At 75.4% G+C, this 17,783-nt stretch carries 11 protein-coding genes; 5 read left to right on the top strand and 6 right to left on the bottom strand.

The features are described from left to right. The first annotated feature begins 225 nt into the window (after positions 1–225). Together ABD284_RS15390 and ABD284_RS15395 are read left to right on the top strand one after the other, a co-directional pair. Positions 226–3,972, top strand: coding sequence for an AAA family ATPase (locus ABD284_RS15390; RefSeq protein ID WP_344143794.1), 3,747 nt, complete (start codon positions 226–228; stop codon positions 3,970–3,972). A gap of 162 nt (positions 3,973–4,134) precedes the next feature. After that, positions 4,135–4,428, top strand: a complete 294-nt coding sequence (locus tag ABD284_RS15395; RefSeq protein WP_344143796.1) for a DUF3040 domain-containing protein — start codon at positions 4,135–4,137, stop codon at positions 4,426–4,428. A gap of 90 nt (positions 4,429–4,518) precedes the next feature. Here ABD284_RS15395 and ABD284_RS15400 read toward each other — a convergent pair whose 3' ends face one another. The 3 genes from ABD284_RS15400 to ABD284_RS15410 form a co-directional block, all read right to left on the bottom strand. Further along, positions 4,519–6,918 carry a penicillin-binding transpeptidase domain-containing protein gene (locus tag ABD284_RS15400; RefSeq protein ID WP_344143798.1) on the bottom strand — a complete coding sequence of 800 codons (2,400 nt, stop codon included), beginning with the start codon at positions 6,916–6,918 and terminating at the stop codon, positions 4,519–4,521. Between the two features lie 339 nt (positions 6,919–7,257). Beyond that, positions 7,258–8,619 (bottom strand): FAD-dependent oxidoreductase, encoded by a 1,362-nt coding sequence (locus ABD284_RS15405; protein WP_344143960.1) that lies wholly within the window; start codon positions 8,617–8,619, stop codon positions 7,258–7,260. Between the two features lie 397 nt (positions 8,620–9,016). Further along, positions 9,017–9,700, bottom strand: coding sequence for a lysophospholipid acyltransferase family protein (locus ABD284_RS15410; RefSeq protein WP_344143800.1), 684 nt, complete (start codon positions 9,698–9,700; stop codon positions 9,017–9,019). 286 nt (positions 9,701–9,986) lie between these two features. Between ABD284_RS15410 and ABD284_RS15415 the strand changes: the two genes are divergently transcribed. Further along, positions 9,987–12,110: an FUSC family protein gene (locus ABD284_RS15415; protein WP_344143802.1), complete on the top strand. Its 2,124-nt coding sequence runs from the start codon at positions 9,987–9,989 to the stop codon at positions 12,108–12,110. Positions 12,111–12,453: 343 nt separating this feature from the next. Here ABD284_RS15415 and ABD284_RS15420 read toward each other — a convergent pair whose 3' ends face one another. From ABD284_RS15420 to ABD284_RS15430, 3 genes are all read right to left on the bottom strand, one after another. Next, positions 12,454–13,125: a cyclase family protein gene (locus tag ABD284_RS15420; protein WP_344143805.1), complete on the bottom strand. Its 672-nt coding sequence runs from the start codon at positions 13,123–13,125 to the stop codon at positions 12,454–12,456. A gap of 176 nt (positions 13,126–13,301) precedes the next feature. Further along, entirely contained in the window at positions 13,302–14,543 is a 1,242-nt protein-coding gene (locus ABD284_RS15425; RefSeq protein ID WP_344143808.1) for a hypothetical protein, read from the bottom strand. 289 nt (positions 14,544–14,832) lie between these two features. Continuing rightward, positions 14,833–15,387, bottom strand: a complete 555-nt coding sequence (locus ABD284_RS15430) for a GNAT family N-acetyltransferase (RefSeq protein ID WP_344143810.1) — start codon at positions 15,385–15,387, stop codon at positions 14,833–14,835. A 368-nt stretch (positions 15,388–15,755) separates the two neighbouring features. Between ABD284_RS15430 and ABD284_RS15435 the strand changes: the two genes are divergently transcribed. Both ABD284_RS15435 and ABD284_RS15440 read left to right on the top strand, forming a co-directional pair. Further along, positions 15,756–16,691, top strand: a complete 936-nt coding sequence (locus ABD284_RS15435) for a ketopantoate reductase family protein (protein ID WP_344143813.1) — start codon at positions 15,756–15,758, stop codon at positions 16,689–16,691. A 116-nt stretch (positions 16,692–16,807) separates the two neighbouring features. After that, on the top strand, positions 16,808–17,749 hold the full coding sequence (locus ABD284_RS15440) for a LysR family transcriptional regulator (protein ID WP_344143815.1): 942 nt from the start codon (positions 16,808–16,810) through the stop codon (positions 17,747–17,749). Positions 17,750–17,783: the final 34 nt, after the last annotated feature.

Raw genomic sequence — 17,783 nt, forward strand, 5'->3', positions numbered from 1 at the left:
CGCCGAGCGCGCGCCGCCCGCCACCCGGCGGCGGTAGCGTAAAGCGGTGCGGCGGAGCGGGCTCCGTCCGGCGGCACCGCGGCCGGCGCGGGCGGCGGCCCGCGGTGACCCCGGAACGACGCACCCCCGCGGCGCCCCGGCTCCCGCGCCGCGCCCGCGCACCCCCGACACGCGCTCCGGCTGCGCGCCCACCCGCGCCGCCGCGGCAGAGAAGAAGGAGCCAGGTTGACGGCCATCCGCCTGCCCGAGCACTTGGAGCTGCTCCTGACCGACGAACCGGTGCTGGACGTGTACTCCTACGGCCCGTGGCGGGTGCCCGACGGGCTCGTCGACGAGCTCGCCCGGCGCATCGGCAAGATCCTGGACGACCCGCGGGCCCGCCCCTACCGCGCGGACGGCCGCCGCAAGCGCGACCCCATGGCACAGGAAGCGCTGCAGCAGGTCATCATGCTCTCCGGAACACTGCGGATCAACGCCGGCCACTACGCCCGGCTGCCCGCCGCCCTCACCGCCGAGCACCTGCCCAACTCCGACACCTCCACCGACCCCACGCAGTCGATCTTCGACAACCTGCGCCTGCCGCCCTGCTACGAGCTGTTCGAGTCCACGGACCGGGAGCGCCGCGAGACCGACCTCGACCTCGTGCGCGAGCTGATCGAGGCGGTCGAGGGCATCGCGCCCTGGGAGGACCGCCGCGACGCGCTGCTGCGGCTGCACCGCCGGCGCGCCGAGGACCCCGGCGCCCGCGAGAGCGACCTCACCCGCAGCCCGCGGGAGGTGCGCAAGGCGTGGATGGCCGCGGCCGACGACGACGTCCTCGCCGCAATGCCGGAGTTCGCCCCGCCCGCCGACTTCCTGCGGTGGGCCTTCACCGGGTTCGCGGCCGCCCACGAGCGCGTCGCCGCCGTCGCCCACGACGTGCCCGGCGTCGAGGACGCCGTCGCCGACCTCTGCCAGGCGCTGCGGCTGCCCAGCCTGCCTCCCATCGCCAGTGTGGTCCTGGACGCGGATGCTTTCGGCGAGCAGGCGGAGCGGTTCGACGACGAGCGCGACGGCTACCAGCAGCGAAGCTGGATGAGCCGGGTGCGCACCTGGCTGTGGCAGGCCGCGCTGGCCGGCGAGCTCGACGCAGCGCGCGCCTGGCTGGACATGGGCAGCAGGTGCGCCGCCGCGCTGGGCTCCAGTGAGGAGAGCGTCCTGCAGAAGCCGTCGCGGTCGATCCCGCTGCCCGTCATGGGCTTCCAGCAGGACCTGCGCCGCTACGGGCGCCCTCCGCGGCGGCCCTCGGGCGTGCCCGCCGCGCTGCCCCGCGGCACGGAGGGCGCGGCCGGCGGGCCTCGGGCGGCGGGTGACGGGACCGGCGAGGGCGGCGACGCCGCCGAACAGGCGCTGGCCGAGCTGGACGCGCTCGTGGGGCTGGAGCAGGTCAAGCGGGAGATCCGCGCCTACGCCGACGAGGCGCGCGCCGAGCGCCGCCGCGCCGCCGCGGGCGTGGAGACCGCGCCGCCTTCGCGCCACCTGGTCTTCACCGGCGGGCCCGGGACCGCCAAGTCCGCCGTCGCCCGCGTCCTCGGCTCCCTGTACGCGGGGGTGGGCGTGCTCTCCTCCGGCCACCTGGTCGAGGTCGGCCGCGCCGACCTGGTCGGCGAGTCGCTGAGCCAGACGCCCTCCCGCGTCGAGCAGGTCGTCACGTCCGCCCTGGGCGGGGTGCTGCTCGTGGACGAGGCCCACACCCTCACCGAGTCCGAGTCGGGCCGGGGCCTGGGCCTCGACGCCATCACCGCGCTGCTCAAGCACATGGAGGACCGGGCGGGGGAGTTCGCGGTCGTGCTGTCCGGCGGCGAGCGCGACATCGGGCACTTCCTGGCCGCCAACCCGCGCCTGGCGGCGCGGTTCCCGCACCGGCTGGCGTTCGCCGACTACACCGCGGCCGAGCTCACCGACATCTTCGCCGCCGCCGCGACGGGCGCCGGGTTCGCACTTGGCGAGGGCACGCGGGAGAAGGCGGCCCGGGTGCTGCACCGGACCGCTCGCGGGCCCTCCTTCGGCAACGCGCGCGCCGCCCGCGCGCTGGCCGACCGCGCCGCGTCGCTGCAGGGCCGCCGCGCCGCGGGGCTGGGCGAGGACGCCGCGGCCGAGGAGCTGCGCCTGCTGCTGCCCTGCGACATCCCCGAGTCGGCGGTGCCGCGCACCGGCGCCCACGGGCCCGGTGCGCCCGCGGCCGCGCGGCCCGGCGAGCCCGATACCGGGCCCGCCGCACACCCCTCCGGCGCAACCGACCCCGGCCCGGCGGCCGAGGGCGGTGCCGACGGCAGGGCGATGCGCGAGCTGCACCGCCTGGTCGGCCTGGACACCGTCAAGCGCGAGATCGCGCTCTACGCCGCCGAGGCGCGCGCCGAGCGGCTTCGCGGGGCCGACGGAGCGCCGGTCTCCTCGCCGGCCCGGCACATGGTGTTCATGGGCAACCCGGGCACCGCGAAGACCACGGTCGCCCGCCTGCTCGGCGAGATCTACGCCGAGCTGGGGCTGCTGGCGTCGGGCCACCTGGTCGAGACGAGCCGGGCCGACCTGGTCGCCGAGTACATCGGCCAGACCGCGCCGCGCGTGGAGAAGGCCGTGCGCACGGCCGTGGGCGGGGTGCTGTTCATCGACGAGGCCTACACGCTCACCGACTCCCGGTCGGGCAACGACTTCGGGGGCGAGGCCGTCGCCACCCTGCTCAAGCTGATGGAGGACCACCGCGACGACCTCGTGGTGGTCGTCGCCGGCTACGAGGAGCGGATGGCGGGGTTCCTGGCCTCCAACCCCGGTGTGGCCTCCCGCTTCCCCCGCCACCTGCGCTTCGCCGACTACGACGAGGACGAGCTGTCGGCCATATTCGCGTCGATGGCGGCCGGCGCCGGTCTGTCCGTGGGCGCCGGCACCGCCGCCCGGGTGCGCCACGTGCTGCGCTCCGCGCCCCGCGACGGCTCGTTCGGCAACGCGCGTCTGGTGCGCAACCTGCTGGAGCGCGCCACCGCACTGCAGGCCCGGCGCATCACCGAGGGCGACGGCGCCGCCGAGGGTCTGCGCGAGCTGCGGCCCGCCGACATCCCGGTCACCGCCAGCGGCCGGGTGAGCGCCGTGCCGCCGGGCGACCCGCTGGCCAAGCTGGCGGGGCTGGTCGGCCATGACCGCATCAAGCGGGAGGTGCGCGACCTGGAGGCGCGCGCCCGCGTGGAGGAGGCCCGCCGCGACGCCGGCGTGCATGCCGCGGCCGCGCCCGGGCACATGGCCTTCACCGGCAACCCGGGTACGGCCAAGTCCACGGTGGCGGCGCTGCTGGGCGGGATCTTCGGCCACCGGGGACTGCTCAGCTCGGGCCACTTCGTGCGCGCGGAGCCGCACACGCTCACCGCGCCCTCCGCCGAACGCGGAGCACCCCTTGAGGAGGCCGTCGCCGCCGCCCTCGGCGGTGTGCTGTTCGTGCCGCAGGCGCACCGGCTCGGCGTCCACCGGCCGGGCGCCCCGCCCGCGGCCGAGACGGTGGAGGCACTGGCCCGGCGCATGGCCGAGCTCCGCCACGACCTGGTCGTGGTGCTGGCGGGCGGGCGCGAGGAGCTGGGAGCGCTCCTGGACGCCTATCCCGACCTCGCCGCTCTCGTCTCCCGGCGCATGCACTTCCCCGACTACACCGACGCCGAGCTGGCCGCCGTCGTCGCCGAGCGCGCCCGCGAGGCCGGGTTCGCACCCGCTCCGGGCGTGTCGGAGGCCGTGGCGGCCTGCCTGGCCCGCACGCCCCGCTCCGCCTCGGCGGGCAACGGCCTGCTGGCCGAGGCGGTCTTCGAGCGGACCGCCGCCAACCAGGCGGCCCGCCTGGCTCTCACCGGAAGCACCGATCCCGACGCGCTGCGTGAGCTGCTCGCCGCCGATGTGCCCGCAACGGCCCGGGGGCTGGGGACCGACGAGCGCCGGCCGGGCCTGTACCTGTGATGCGGCGCCGGAACGGCGGGGCGCTCCCGCGCCTCGTATTCCGACACGAATTCTCACCCGCGCACGCGTGCGCCGGTGGAGCGCGGTTAGAACCACATCAAAGACGCGGTCGGGTGCGCGGCGGCGGCAGCCGCGGGCCGCGGAGACGGCGAGGAGGGTGCGATGTCACTGCGTGAGAACGAGCGGCGGATCCTCGCCGAGATCGAGAACGCCCTGGCCAAGGACGATCCGGACCTCGACGACCACCTGCGGTGCTTCGGCACCGACGACGCCTGGGGCGACGACGACCGGCCCGGGCGCTGGGTGGTGTGGCTGCTGCTCGGCGTGGCCGCCCTGGTGCTGTGCGCCATGGTGGCCGGGCTGTACTTCAGCGCGCCGGTCCAGGGCACGGAGCCCGCCGTGCCGCCGGCGTCGCCGGGCGGGGCCGAACCCGGCGTCGGGGTCGGCAGCGGGTAGTCCGCGGGCCCGCACGCCGCCGCACCGGAGGCCGGCGCGGCGGCGCGGGTGGTGCGCGCCGAGCCCCCGGGCGGGCCGCCCGGGGCGTGCTCAGAGCGCGTCGAGGAAGGACTTGGCCAGCGGGGCGGCCGCGCCGGAGCCGCTTTCGCCGTCCTCGACCACCACCGCGAACGCGATGTCGCCCTCGTAGCCCACGAACCAGCCGTGCGCCGGAAGCTCCTCGCCCTCCTCGGCGGTTCCGTACTCGGCCGTGCCGCTCTTGCCGTGCACCTCGCCGGTGAACCCGACGTTCTCTGCGGTCCCCTGCGTGACCACGGCGCGCGTCATGTCGCGCAGCTGGTCGGCGTTGGCGATGGGCCGCGGTTCGGGCCGCTTCCCCGGTTTCGGCTCGGTCACCAGCATCGGCGACCGCCACGAGCCGTCGGCCACCGCCGCGGGCAGCGTCGCCAGGTGCAGCGGCGAGGTCAGGACCTGGCCCTGACCGATGCTGGAGGCGGTGAGCAGGCTGGTGCTGTCGGGCTGGGGCAGCGAGGGCTTGAACACGGGCACGCCGCTGCGGAACCCGGTGTTGAAGCCGAACTGCTCGGCGCTCTTCAGCAGCGAGGCACCGTCGAGGCGGTCGGCGACCTCCCGCACCAGCGCGGTGTTGCAGGAGGTGGCGAAGGCCTCGGTGACGGACTGGGCACCGTAGGCGGCGTCGCCGGCGTTCTTGTAGGTGCGCCCGGCCACGTCGACCGTCTTGGGGCAGCTCATCTGCGCGTCCATGCCCATGCCCGAGTCGAGCAGCGCGTTGTAGGAGATGATCTTGAAGATGGAGCCCGCCGGGTACTGGCCGTCGAGGGCCCGGTTGAACCCGCCGGGGACGTTGGCCGCGGCCAGCACCTCGCCGGTGGAGGGCCGCACGACCGCCATCGCCGTGGGCTTGGACTGGCCCACGATCGCCTGCGCCGCGGCGGCCTGGATCGCCGGGTCCAGGCTCAGGGTGACGTCCTTGCCGTCGGAGCCGCCGAGGGTGCCGAGGGTGGGGGCGTCGTCGGGCACGTCGGCGGGCGCGGTGCCGACGTCGGCGACGCGGATGGCGGTGGCGGCCTTGCCCGCCAGGCGCTCCTCGTAGGTCTGCTGCACGCCGCTGACGCCCACCGGGTCGCCGACCTGGTAGGCCGGACCGAGGTCGGCCAGGTCCTCCTTCGCGGCCGTACCGACCTCGCCGACGATCATCTGCACCGACCCCGAGGCACTGCCGTCGTCCAGCCGGGAGCCGTCGGCGGCGAGGACGTGGCCGCGCTCGCCCCACTGGTTGGTGCGGACGAGCGTCTGCCCCGTGCCGAGCTTCGGGTGGATGACGGCGGGGCTGAAGTCGACCTTCCACTCACGGTCGGCGCGGACGAGCGGCAGTTCGCCGGAGTAGCTCCACTCGCCGGCGTTGCTCAGGTCCAGGACCGCGTCGAAGGGGACCGTGGCGCTGTCGCCGTCCTCCTGGACCTGTCCGGTGGTCACCTCGACCCCCTCGACGCCCAAGCCCTCCTCGACGCGCTTGAAGGCGGCGGCCGGGTCCCCGCCGGTGGCGACCTCGGCCATGGCGGCGTAGTCCTGGGACCTCCACGCTCCGGCGTAGGCGGTGGCGGTGTCCTCGGGCTCGGGCATGGTGAGCACGTACCAGGAGACGCCGCCGCCCACGAGGGCGAGCACGACGAATGCGCTGACGAGGCCGATCACCAGGCCCTTGCGGGATCGGCGCGGCGCCTCGCCCGGGTCGGGGGCGCCGGCGAAGGCGGAGTCGACACCCGGCGGCGGAGGCGGGGGCGGCCCGTCGTAGGGCCCTCCGCGGGTGAAGACGGCACCGCCGGCGGGCCCGGCGGCCGAGTCGGCCGACTGCGTGGCGCTGTAGTGGGGGCCGGCGGATGGGGCGGAGGGGTCGCTGCTGTGGGGTGGTGGGGTGCCGTAGCCGTCGGTGGGTCCGGTGGGTCCGGCGGGGGTGTCGTTTGGCGGCGTGGCGCTGTAGTGGGGGCCGGCGGATGGGGCGGAGGGGTCGCTGCTGTGGGGTGGTGGGGTGCCGTAGCCGTCGGTGGGTCCGGTGGGTCCGGTGGGTCCGGCGGGGGTGTCGTTTGGCGGCGTGGCGCTGTAGTGGGGGCCGCCGGATGGGGCGAAGGGGTCGCCGCCGTCGGGCGGCGGGGTGCCCGGACCGTCGCCGTGCGCGCCCCCGGGGGCGTCGCTCGATGCGGCACCCGGCTCGCGCGAGGGGATGGAGTAGGGGTTCGCCGGTGCGGCCGGCCGCCACCGGTCCGCCGGGCCGGTGTCCGGCTGAGGGGGCTCCGGCGGCGCGGCAGGCGGGCTGTAGGGCCGGGGCGCACCGGGTCCGGGCTCCTGGGGCGTGCTGGAGAAGGGCTCCGCGCCGGGCTCGGGACTGTTCGCGTGGTCACCGCGCCGGCCGGGCTGAGAAGAGGGCGAGGAGGGGCCACCCGGCCCCGGGGGGCGCCGGTCGTCTTCCACGGGGTTCGTCCTTCCGAACAGCGCCGCCCCGCCTTCCTGAGGGGGCAGGAGTGCGGGGCGGGAAGAGAGGATGAGTGGCCGGTGTGGCGGTCGCCTCTCGGCGCTGGGCACAACGCGGCTCCGAAGTCCGTACGGTCACCCGGCGAGCGGGCGCCGCACGCGGTATTCCGCGAAGGCTATAGGTGAGGCCCGGGGGACACTTGCTACCACACCGGCCACTGGCGACTGTAGCCCATCACGGCGCCGCCGTGTTCCGCCGGGGCGGGGATCGGGTGTGGTAATCCGCGTCACACCGAGCACGGGAGCCGCGGAACCGCGCCCGTACCCGGCGGGCGGGCCTCAGGCCGGCGCGGCCCCGTCGGCGCGGGCGATGCGGGTCATGTCGCCGCGTGAGCGCACCTTGATCCGCTTGCGGCCGTGCGAGAGCCCCTGCTCCTCCTCGTGGGACTCCAGGCGCTGCCAGCCGTCCCACGTCGTGTAGGCGACCCCGCGCTCGTCGAGCAGGCGCAGGAACGCCTCGGGCTCCGGCTCGGGCGCCTCCTCAAGCCGCTCGCGGTCGGCCACAAGGTTGGTGACCGTCTCCAGCGCGTCGCCCTTGGTGTGGCCGATGAGGCCCACGGGGCCGCGCTTGATCCAGCCGGTGGCGTAGACGCCGGGGACGGGGTTCTCATCGAGGTCGAGGACGCGGCCGCCGTCGTTGGGGATCGTCCCGCTCTCCTGGTCGAACGGCAGGTCGGCCACCGGCGAGCCCAGGTAGCCCACGGCGCGGTAGACGGCCTGCACCTCGTGGTCGATGTACTCGCCGGTGCCGCGGACGCCGCCGTCGCCGGTCAGCTCCATGCGCTCGGTGCGCAGCCCGGCCACGCGGTCCTCGCCGAGCACCTCGACGGGCCGGTGCAGGAAGTGCAGGTGCAGTCGGCGCGGCTCGCCGCGCGGGTCGCGGATCGCCCAGTTCTGCAGGATCTTGACGTTGGTCTTGACCTGGTTGGACTCTTCGATGGCGGCCATGCTGGCCGCGCACAGGTCGAAGTCCTCGGGGTCGACGACGACCTCGACGCCGGGCTGCTTGTCCAGCTCGCGCAGCTCCATCGGGGTGAACTTGGCCTGGGCGATGCCGCGGCGGGCGAACACGTGCACGTCGGTCACGCTCTTGGCGGCGAGCGCGCTGTGGACGTTGTCGGTGATGTCGGTGTCGAGGAGGTCCTCGGCGTCCTTGGCCAGGACGCGGGCGACGTCGACGGCGACGTTTCCGGCGCCGATCACCGCGACGCCGGTGCCCTCGACGCTCCAGGACGGGGCGACGTCGGGGTGGCTGTCGTACCAGGAGACGAAGTCGGCGGCGCCGTGGCAGCCGGGAAGGTCGACGCCGGGGATGTCGAGCGGGCGGTCGCGGTCGGAGCCGGTCGCGAAGACCACGGCGTCGTAGTGGCGGCGCATGTCGTCGAGCTTGAGGTCGCGCCCGAAGTCGACGTTGCCCAGGAAGCGGACCTCGGGCTTGTCCAGCACCTTGTGCAGGGCCTGCTGGATCTGCTTGATGCGCGGGTGGTCGGGAGCCACGCCGTAGCGGACCAGGCCGTAGGGGGTGGGAAGCCTGTCGAGGACGTCGATGCTGACCGGCGTCCCGGCCGCGGCCAGCGTGTCGTCCTTCGTCAGCAGGTCGGCCGCGTAAATGCCGGCGGGGCCGGACCCCACGATTCCCACGCGCAGTGGTCGCGTCATTGGCACATCTCCAAAGGTTGCGTCTGCTCGGGGGCGCGGTGATGAGCACCCGGGCGCGCTTAACGAGGTTAGGCTAACCTAATTGTATCTTCCACCGGAAAGCCTACTAAACCGACTTCGAAGATAGGCAACGCACCCTGCCGTGCGCGTACCGGGTACGCGGCGGGTGATTCGTCCGCGTCCGCCCATGTCATGGGGGTGTTCGGCCCTCGCTGGGGTGCAACGCCGCGCGGGCTCGCACTAAGCCGGGTCCCGCTGTGGATTACCTCACGCCGACCGCACCGGCCGCGGGGTCAGCGCCCGGGCGGCGCGCGTCGCGGACGGGGCGCGGTGCCGACGGTGCCTCGGGCGGCGCGGCCCGCGCGGCGGCGCCGCCGGCTCAGCCCTTGCCGAGCTCGGCCTTGACGGAGGCCGCGTAGCGCGGCACCGACCGCTGGCCGGACAGGCGCTGGATCGCGGCCATGACGGCGTCCGTCGCCGCCCGGCGCGCACGCGCCTTGCCCTCGTCGCCCAGCCACGGCGACAGGTCCACCGGCGGCCCCACCCGGATGCCGATCCTGCGTAGCGCGGGCACGCGGCTGCCGTGCGGCATGATCCGGTCGGTGCCGGCGAGCGCCAGCGGCACCACCGGCGCGCCCGACGCCAGTGCCAGCCAGGCCATGCCGGTCTGGCCGCGGTAGAGGCGGCCGTCGGGGGATCGGGTGCCCTCGGGGAAGATCCCGAAGGCGGCGCCGTTGCCGAGGAACTTCAGGCTCTGCTCCATGGCCTCCTGCGAGCTCTGCCCGGGGGTGCGGTCGACGGAGAGCTGGCCGATCGCGCGCAGCGCGCGGGTGAAGGTGCGCTGCGCGGCGTTGCCCTCGGCGAACAGCTCGCGCTTGGCGATGAAGGTGACCTGCCGCGGCACCGCGACGCCGATGAACAGCGGGTCGATGTTGGACAGGTGGTTGGAGGCCAGGATGACCGGGCCGTGCGCGGGGATGTGGTGCAGGCCCTCCTCGCGCAGCGGCCAGATCGCTCTGGCGGTCGGCGCGATGACCGATTTGGCGGCTGCGTACAGCTCCACGGCGGGTGCCCTCTTTCGACGGTGCGGCGCGGCGGCGCCCGGGCGGGGACGGCGGGGGATCGGCGCAGAGCCGATGCCCCTGAGCTTAGCGGTGCACCCCGCGGCCCCGAGCGGGGGCGTCGGCCGGCGCCGGCCGCGGGTGGGCGGGGACGATGGGGGGCGTGCGGCGGCGCGGGCCGGACGCCGCGGGCAGCGATCCGGGTGACCCGCGGCGCAGGGTGCGGTGAGGGACGTCGCGGCGCTGGGGGCACGCCGGACGGGGCCCGGCCGTCTGGTCCCCTTTACCATGGTGACCGTGCAAGACCAGGGGGCGACGGTGAGCGGCGGATCAGAGGACCCGACGCCGAGCGAGCCCATCTGGAACCCGCCGACGCGCGTGCGCGCCAAGGTGGCCGAGCGCCCGCGCCAGCGCGTCGACCTCAAGGCGCTGTTCGGGCTCGCCTCGGGCGGCTGGGCCTGGAGTACCGGCGTGCAGGCGGCCGTCGCCATGGCGACGGCCTTCGCACTGGCGGCGGCCCTGTTCGGCCCGCGCGAGGCCACGCTGGCCGCGCTGGGCTCGATGACCGTCCTCTACGAGAAGGACACCCCCTACAAGTACCGCTCCGTCGCCTTGGGGCTGGTCGGGCTCGGGTTCGTGACCTGCGTCGCCATCGGCTCGCTCACCGGTGTCAGCCTGTGGCTGGCCGCCGTGTCCATCGGCGCGGTCGCCGGCGTGGCGACCTGGCTGTGCCAGGCGCTGCGCGTGGACCGGCCCGGCCCCCTGTTCTTCGTGCTGGTCTGCGCCATCTCCACGATCGCCGCCAGCGGAGTCCAGGAGGTGCCCCAGCACGCGCTGATCGCCGCGCTGGGCGCCGGCGTCGGCTGGCTGGTGTCGATGGCCGAAGGCCTTCTGCGCAGCCGCCATCCCGAGCACCGCGCCGTGGCCGACGCGTTCCGCAAGCTCGCCGAGCTGCTGCGGGCCATCGGCACGCCCCGGCTGGACCACGTGCAGCACGAGGCCTCGGTCGCGGTTGCCCGGGCCTGGCGCATCGTGCTGCTCAGCCAGACCCGCGGCTACCGCGACAGCCCCGCGGCCGCCCGGCTGCGCGCGCTGCTGCGCTGGGTCTCCGACATCCACCTGGCCGCCACCGACGTCTCGCTCTCGCGCACCGACCGGCTGCCGTCGGTCGCCGCGGACTTCGCCGAGTCGCTGGCCGCGGCCGTCGCCAAGCCCGACCAGACCCCGGACGAGGCCGGGCTGGACGAGCTGCGCAAGGGCCTGCGCCCCCGCTCGCTGGAGGGGCGCCTCTACAGCCGCCTGGCCCGCGCCGCGCAGGCGGCGCGGCGCACCGAGCACGAGGTCGAGGGGCACGGCCTCGAACTGCACGACGCCCCGTACCCGCCGCTGCTGCAGTCGCTGCGCTCCAGTCTGGCGGCCGGATCGCTGATCCGGCCCACGGCGCTGCGGATGGGCATCACCGTCGCCCTTGCGGGCGTGGCCGGCCTGGCGCTGGGCATCGACCGGTTCTACTGGATCTCGATCACCGCCACCTCGGTGCTGCAGGCCGGCAACGTCGTGCTCACCGTGAACCGCTCCCTGCAGCGCGCCCTGGGGACGCTCGCGGGCGTGGTCATCGGCGCGGCCGTGCTGAGCACGCAGCTCCCGCTGGCGGCCACCGTCGTGATCGCCGCCTCCTTCATGGGCCTCACCCAGCTGGTGGTCCCGCGCAACTTCTTCTACGCCAGCATCTTCATGACGCCGATGGCGCTGATACTGGCGCACACCGCCGCGCCCAACCCGGTCGAGCAGCTCGCCGAGGCGCGCATCGTCGACACGGTCCTGGGGTCGCTGGCCGGCATGGCCGGCGCCGTGCTGCTGTGGCGCCGCGCGTCGGCGGCGCGGCTGCCGCAGACCATCGTCGACGTGCTCGACACCACCCGCACGACGCTGCTGTCGGTGCTCGACCCCGAGGACGAACCCGGCCCGCAGCGCACCTACCGGCTGCGCCGCGACCTGCGCTCGGCGCTGGTCAGCCTGCGCGGTGTCTACGACAGCGCGATCGGCGACGTGCCGCGCGCCACCACCACCCGGCCGCTGTGGCCGGTGGTCGTGGCCGCCCAGCGCTCGGGCTACCTCGCGCTGTCGGCTCTGGCACTGGAGAAGCCGCCGCCCGCCACGCAGATCACGCTGCAGCGGCTCGACCTGGCCTTCGACGAGCTGATCTCGGCTCTGCGGGAGCGGCGCACCCCGCGCCTGGGGGCGCTGCCCCGGCTGGTGGGCTACCCGCGCATCAACATGGAACTGCGCGCGCTCTCGTCGTCGATGCGCACCGCCGTGGCCCAGGACGAGCGCGCCGCCGAGCGCGAGCAGCAGCGCCGCGCCCAGCGCGAGCACCGCAGAGCGCAGGAGGAGCTCGACGCCGACCTGTGACGCGGGCGCGCGGTCGGCCGCGCGCACGGGGGCGCCGGGCGCGTTCGCGGAGGAAGCCGACCGCGGATCCGGGGACAGGCGACCGGCTGTCAGGCCGGGGCGTCCTCGGCCGCCCGCTCCGCTGGAAGACCGGCTCCTGCCGGTGCCACCCCGGCAGGAGCCGGTTTCCCGGGCGGGGCGAGGGCGCTGGACCCTCGGAGCTGCCGCTGCCGCCCTGCGGCATCCCCGGATCGGCGGTGCCGCGTACGGGCGCCCGCCCGGCGCATCCGGTGCACGCCGCGCCCGGTCGAACCGCGGATGCGAGCGGGGCGGGGCGGCGGTCGCCGCCGCCTGCCTGCCGCGGCTACTGCACGATCGCGAACGCGCGGACCGGGAAGGTCGCCATGCCGCGGACCTTCACGGGGACGGCGAAGAAGGTGAAGCCCGTGGGGGGCAGCCGGTCCAGCAGGCACAGGTGCTCGACCACCGGGATGCCCGCGGCCAGCAGCAGCGAGTGCACCGGCCGCGCGCCCCGGCTCTGCGGCGAGGTGTCGTCGATGTTGACCGCGTCGATGCCCACCAGCGCGGCGCCCGCGTCGGCCAGCACCCGTGCGGCGTCCTCGGCCAGATAGGGGTGCTCGGGCGAGCCGTACTGCTCGGAGCGCCAGTGCCGGTCCCAGCCGGTGCGCAGCAGGACCGCCCGTCCGGCCACGTCGGCGCCCTTGACGTCCTCGGCGGTGATCGCGCGACCCCCGCTGTCCCGCAGGTCGATCACCGCCCCCGGCAGGTCGGCGACCTTCTCCAGGTCCAGGTCGGCGAGGTCGGCGCCGTCCCGGTAGCGGTGGGCGGGGGTGTCCAGGTAGGTCCCGGTGTTGGAGACGAGCGAGATGCGGCCGATGGTGAACTCGGTGCCCTGGGCGTAGTTCGCCTGCGACTCCTCGAAGGACAGGTGGTCCTCGATGACCGGCCCGGGCAGGCCGGGATAGGTGGTCATGCCCGCCGCGATCTGGTGGCTGACGTCGACCAGCTTCGTCATTGATCCGCCCTCTTCTCTGCGCGTCCCGAGGTCGCTGCCCCCGAGCCGGGGGCAGAGGTCTAGACCAAACTCTAGCGCCCGAAGCGCTCTTCGGCGGGAGGTCCCCGCACTTGGTCACTTCCCCTTCGACGGCCCTCATCACGGGCCGCGGTGGAGAAAGGGCGGTTCGGCGCCCTTCAGTCCGGTTCGGCGGGGGAGCCCGGGTCCTCGGGGGCGGGCGGACGGGCCGAGGCCGGCACGGGCTCGGCGTCGGCGCCCTGCGTCCGCAGGCGCCGCAGCTCGGCCAGCGCCTCGTCCAACTGCCCTTCGGCCCGCTCCGCGCGGTGCAGTGCCTGGGCGCGGGCGTCGTCGACGGCGGCCAGGCGCGCGGCGGCGTCCTCCTTGGCCTCGGTGAGCGCGTCGGCGGCGGCGGTCTGCTGCCGTGCCAGCTCGACGCGGTGGTGCGCACGGTCCTCCTCGGCCGCGCCGCGGGCCCGCTCCAAGCCCTCGGCGAGCCGGTCGCGCTCGGCCGACAGCGCCTCGGCGCGGCCGCGCGCCTCGGCCGCATCGGCTTCGGCCCGCTCCGCCCGGTGGTCGGCCTCCAGCGCGCGCCGGTCGGCCTCCTCGGCGGCGCGCCGCTGCTCGGCCAGCTGCTCGCCCAGCGCGGCCTCCCGGCTGCGGGCCTCCTCGCGCACCCCGGCCACCTCGGCCTGCGACCGCTGCCGCTCGGCGCCGACGCGCTCGGCGGCCTCCCGCTCGGCCGCGTCGACGCGGCGCTGGGCCTCGGCGAGTCCGGCCTCGTACTCCGCGCGGGCGGCCTCGCGCTCACCGCGGGCGCGCTCGGCCTCGTCCGCGGCGCGGTCGCGGTCGGCCAGGGCCGCCTCGCGCCGGGTGACGGCCTCATCGGCCATGCGCTCGGCGGTCCCCGCTGCGGCGATCGCCGACGCCGCCGCCTCCTCGGCGGAGCGGCGCGACTGCTCGGCGGTGCGGCGGCGGTTGTCGGCGTCGAGCCGGGCCGAGTCGGCCTCGGCCACCCGCCGCGCGGCGTCGATGCGCGCCGCCTCGACCTGGGCCTCCACACCGGCGGGGTCGGTCATGGCGGCGAACGCCTCGCGGGCCGAGCCCAGCGTGGCGGCGAGCTGCTCGGTCTGCACCGAGAACCGTGTCAGCAGCTCGTCGGCCCGCAGGCGCGCGTCCGTGACGGGAGTCGCGCCGGCGCCCGCCGGCGGGGCGGCGCCCGCCGACGGCTCGGTTCGCCCCTCCTCGGCGGTCGCGCCCTCGGCCGTCTCCTGCTCCAGCCGCTGCCGTTCCCGCCAGGCGCGCCAGCGCGTGTGCTCGGGCAGGTCGCAGTACTGCGGCGGCCGTCCGGGCGCCGAGCTGCGCGGCACGGGCCGGGAGCAGCCGGGAAAGTTGCAGGTGTTCGCATCGCTTGCAGCCACGGAACCGAGCCTAGTGCTCCCCCCTTGGCACAGCCGCGCAACGCCCGCCGGCGCGCGGCGGGTAGGCAGGGGCGACGGTGCGCGGGGGAGAGGCGGGTCGGTAGCCGGTGCCGACTTCGGCGGGAACGACGTCGAGTCCGCCCAGGTCCTCACTTTGAGGAGATGGCGGGTATGGCGTAGTGGTGGGCTTCATCGTCATCTCGCCCGGGGCGGGCCGCCCGACGCGCGCGAGGGCGCCGCCCCTGTTCGGGACGGCGCCCTCGGCGGTCGTCGGTCGGTGCCGGGCGTTCTAGTCGTGGCCGCCGAACGCGCCGATCCGGCTGACCATGGTCGTCACGAAGGGGCGGAAGCCCTCCTGCTCGAAGAAGCGGATGTCCTCGGCGCTGGTGGCCAGCGCGGTGAGCTCCAGGTCTTGGATGCCCATGGCGCCGACCTGGCGGCGCAGCTCCTCCAGCAGTCCCGAGCCCACCCCCGTGCCGCCGTGGTCGGGACGGACCGCGAGGGTCTGCACGACGGCGACCCGGGTTCCGCGGTCCCAGGAGCCCTGCTGGTTCTCCCGGACGGTCACCATCGCGTAGCCGACCGGCGCGCCCCCGCGCTCGGCCACGACCGCCAGGGTCTCGGGTTCGCTCAGCCACGCCAGGTACTGCTCCCGGCGGCGGCGCCAGGACTCGTCGGCGGTCACTCGGGTGATGATGTCCTCGAGGTGCGGTGCCGTAGCGGTGTGCCGCTCGTGCAGCGCCGCCCACAGATCGGCGAGCTCGTCCACGTCAGCGGTGCCCAGGTACCGGAAGCGCAGCGTCGGAACTCCACCGTGTGATTTGGTCGCCAACGAAGTTTCCATGTTCTTTCCACCCGTTCTTCATGCGTCCGCGCACCCCGGACTCGCTGCGACTGGTCGAGTGGTACAGACCAATCGGCGAGGTGGGCTGTATTTATGACGGTACGTCGCGGTAGCGCCGCGCGTCGGCGCGACACGAGGAAAGGTGCCTGTCTCATAACGATAAAGAAAGATTCGTCGATTTTGACAGATCTCGCCGTCCCTCTGTCGCCCGCGCGCCCGCCCTCCTACCGCGTCCCGCCCCTGGCCGCTGGGAACGCGGCTACCCCGGAGGCGCCCGTGCGCAACGTGCGCGCGAGAATGGATCCCCGCTTCGGCGGGCGCCGCCCCCGGTGCCCGCCGCCGGAAGTACGACGAGGAAGGCCCGCAGCATGAGCGCGCACACGCCCGAGTCCACGCCCGCCGCCGAGCCGAAGCGCGTCGCCGTGCTCGCTCCCGGGGGTGTCGGCGGCCTGCTGGCCGGTGCGCTCGCCCGCGACGGGCGCGCGGTGACGGTCGTCGCCACCGAGCCCACCGCGGCGCACATCGCACAGCACGGCCTGCGCGTCGACTCCGCGGTCCTCGGGGACTTCCGGGTCGATGTGCCCGCCGTGCCCGCCGCCACCGAGCCCGCCGACGTGGTCGTCGTCGCTCCGAAGGCCACCGCGCTGGAGGGCGCCCTCGAACGGGTGCCTCCGCACCTCGCCGAGGGCGCGCTCGTGCTGCCGCTGCTCAACGGCTTCGAGCACATGGGTCCGCTGCGCTCCCGCTACCCCGGCGCCCACGTGCTCGGGGCCGCGATCCGCGTGGAGTCCACCCGCACCGAGCCCGGCCGGATCGCCCAGACCAGCCCCTTCGCCGACCTGGACATCGCCTACTCCGGTGCCCCGCCCGAGCGGGTCGAAGGGCTGGCCGCGGCGCTGCGCTCGGCCGGCCTGCGGGTGCGCCTCAGCGACGACGAGCACGCCGTGCTGTGGCGCAAGTTCCAGTTCCTGCTGGCCACCGCCCTGGTGTGCACGCACAACCGCAGCGACATCGGCACCGCGCGCACCGAGCGCCGGGACGACCTGGTCGGCGTCGCCGACGAGGTGGCCGCGGTCTCGGCGGTCGGCGGGCCCGTCCTGGACACCGGCCGGGTGGTGGCGATGTTCGAGGCCGCCCCGGCCCGCACCAAGCCCTCCATGCTGCGCGACCTGGAGGCCGGCCGGCCCATGGAGGTCGACGCGCTGGGCGGCGCCCTGCTGCGCGCCGCCGAGCGCGTGGGCGTGGCCGTGCCCGTCGTCGAACGCCTCGTCGCCGACCTGCGCCGGCTCGACCCCGCGGGCTGAAGCCCCCCACCGGCCCGCGCGCCGCGCGGGCCGGGTGTGCACGAGATCACGCCTGCGAACCGGCGCCGGCAGGTCACAGCGCCTCGGCCGCGTTTCGTGCGGATTACATTGGCAGCATGATCGATGTGCGCCGGTTGCAGCTGCTGCAGGCACTTGGCCAGCACAAGACGGTCGCCGGCGCCGCCGACTCGCTCGGCGTGACCCCCTCGGCGGTCTCCCAGCAGCTGGCGGCCCTGTCCAAGGAGACCGGCGTCTCCCTCGTCGAGCGGCAGGGCCGCAGGTTCGTCCTCACCGGCGCCGCGCGGGTACTGCTGGAGCACGCCGACGTCATCTTCGCCGAGCTGGAGCGGGCGCAGGCCGACCTCGCCGAGTACGCCGAAGGCCGGGTGGGCGTCGCCCGGGTCGGCTCCTTCGCCACCGGGATCTCCGACCTGCTGGGCCCGGCCGTGGCCGCGCTGCGCGGCACCCACCCCGGCTGGCGCTTCGAGATCGTGCAGGCCGAGCCCGAGCACAGCACCGAGATGCTGCGCACCGGCGAGCTCGACGTCGCCATCACCATGTCCTCGGACAGCCTGCCGCCCAGAGGCAGCACGGAGTTCCGGATCGACCCGATCATGGTCGAGCCCTTCGACGCGGTCCTGCCCTACCACCATCCCCTCGCCGCCTCCACCGACCTGGAGCTGGCCGCCGACCTCGCCGACGCCGAGTGGATCATGTCGGCGCCGGGGTCGCCGTGGTACGACTGCGTCGCCGCCGCCTGCCACCAGGCCGGCTTCCAGCCGCGGATCGCCCACACCGTCCACGAGTTCAGCGCCGTGTTCGCGCTGGTGCAGGCGGGCCTGGGTGTGGCGCTGATGCCGCGCCTGGGCTGGGCGGGGCTGCCCGCGCCCAACCTCGTGGTGCGCACCGTGCGCAACACCGCCCGCCGCCACATAGTCGCGCTCAGCCGGGCCGGCTACAACGCCGAACCACTCCTGAACGCGGTACGCGAGGCGGCGAGCAAGGTGCCGGTGCCCTCGGTCGGACCTCTGATGGTCTCGGGCGGCGGCGCGGCCTAGCCAGGGCCTGTTCGGCGGGTCGCTGTCCTCCTGC

This window comes from Streptomonospora arabica (genome assembly GCF_039531585.1).
Taxonomy (GTDB): domain Bacteria; phylum Actinomycetota; class Actinomycetes; order Streptosporangiales; family Streptosporangiaceae; genus Streptomonospora; species Streptomonospora halophila.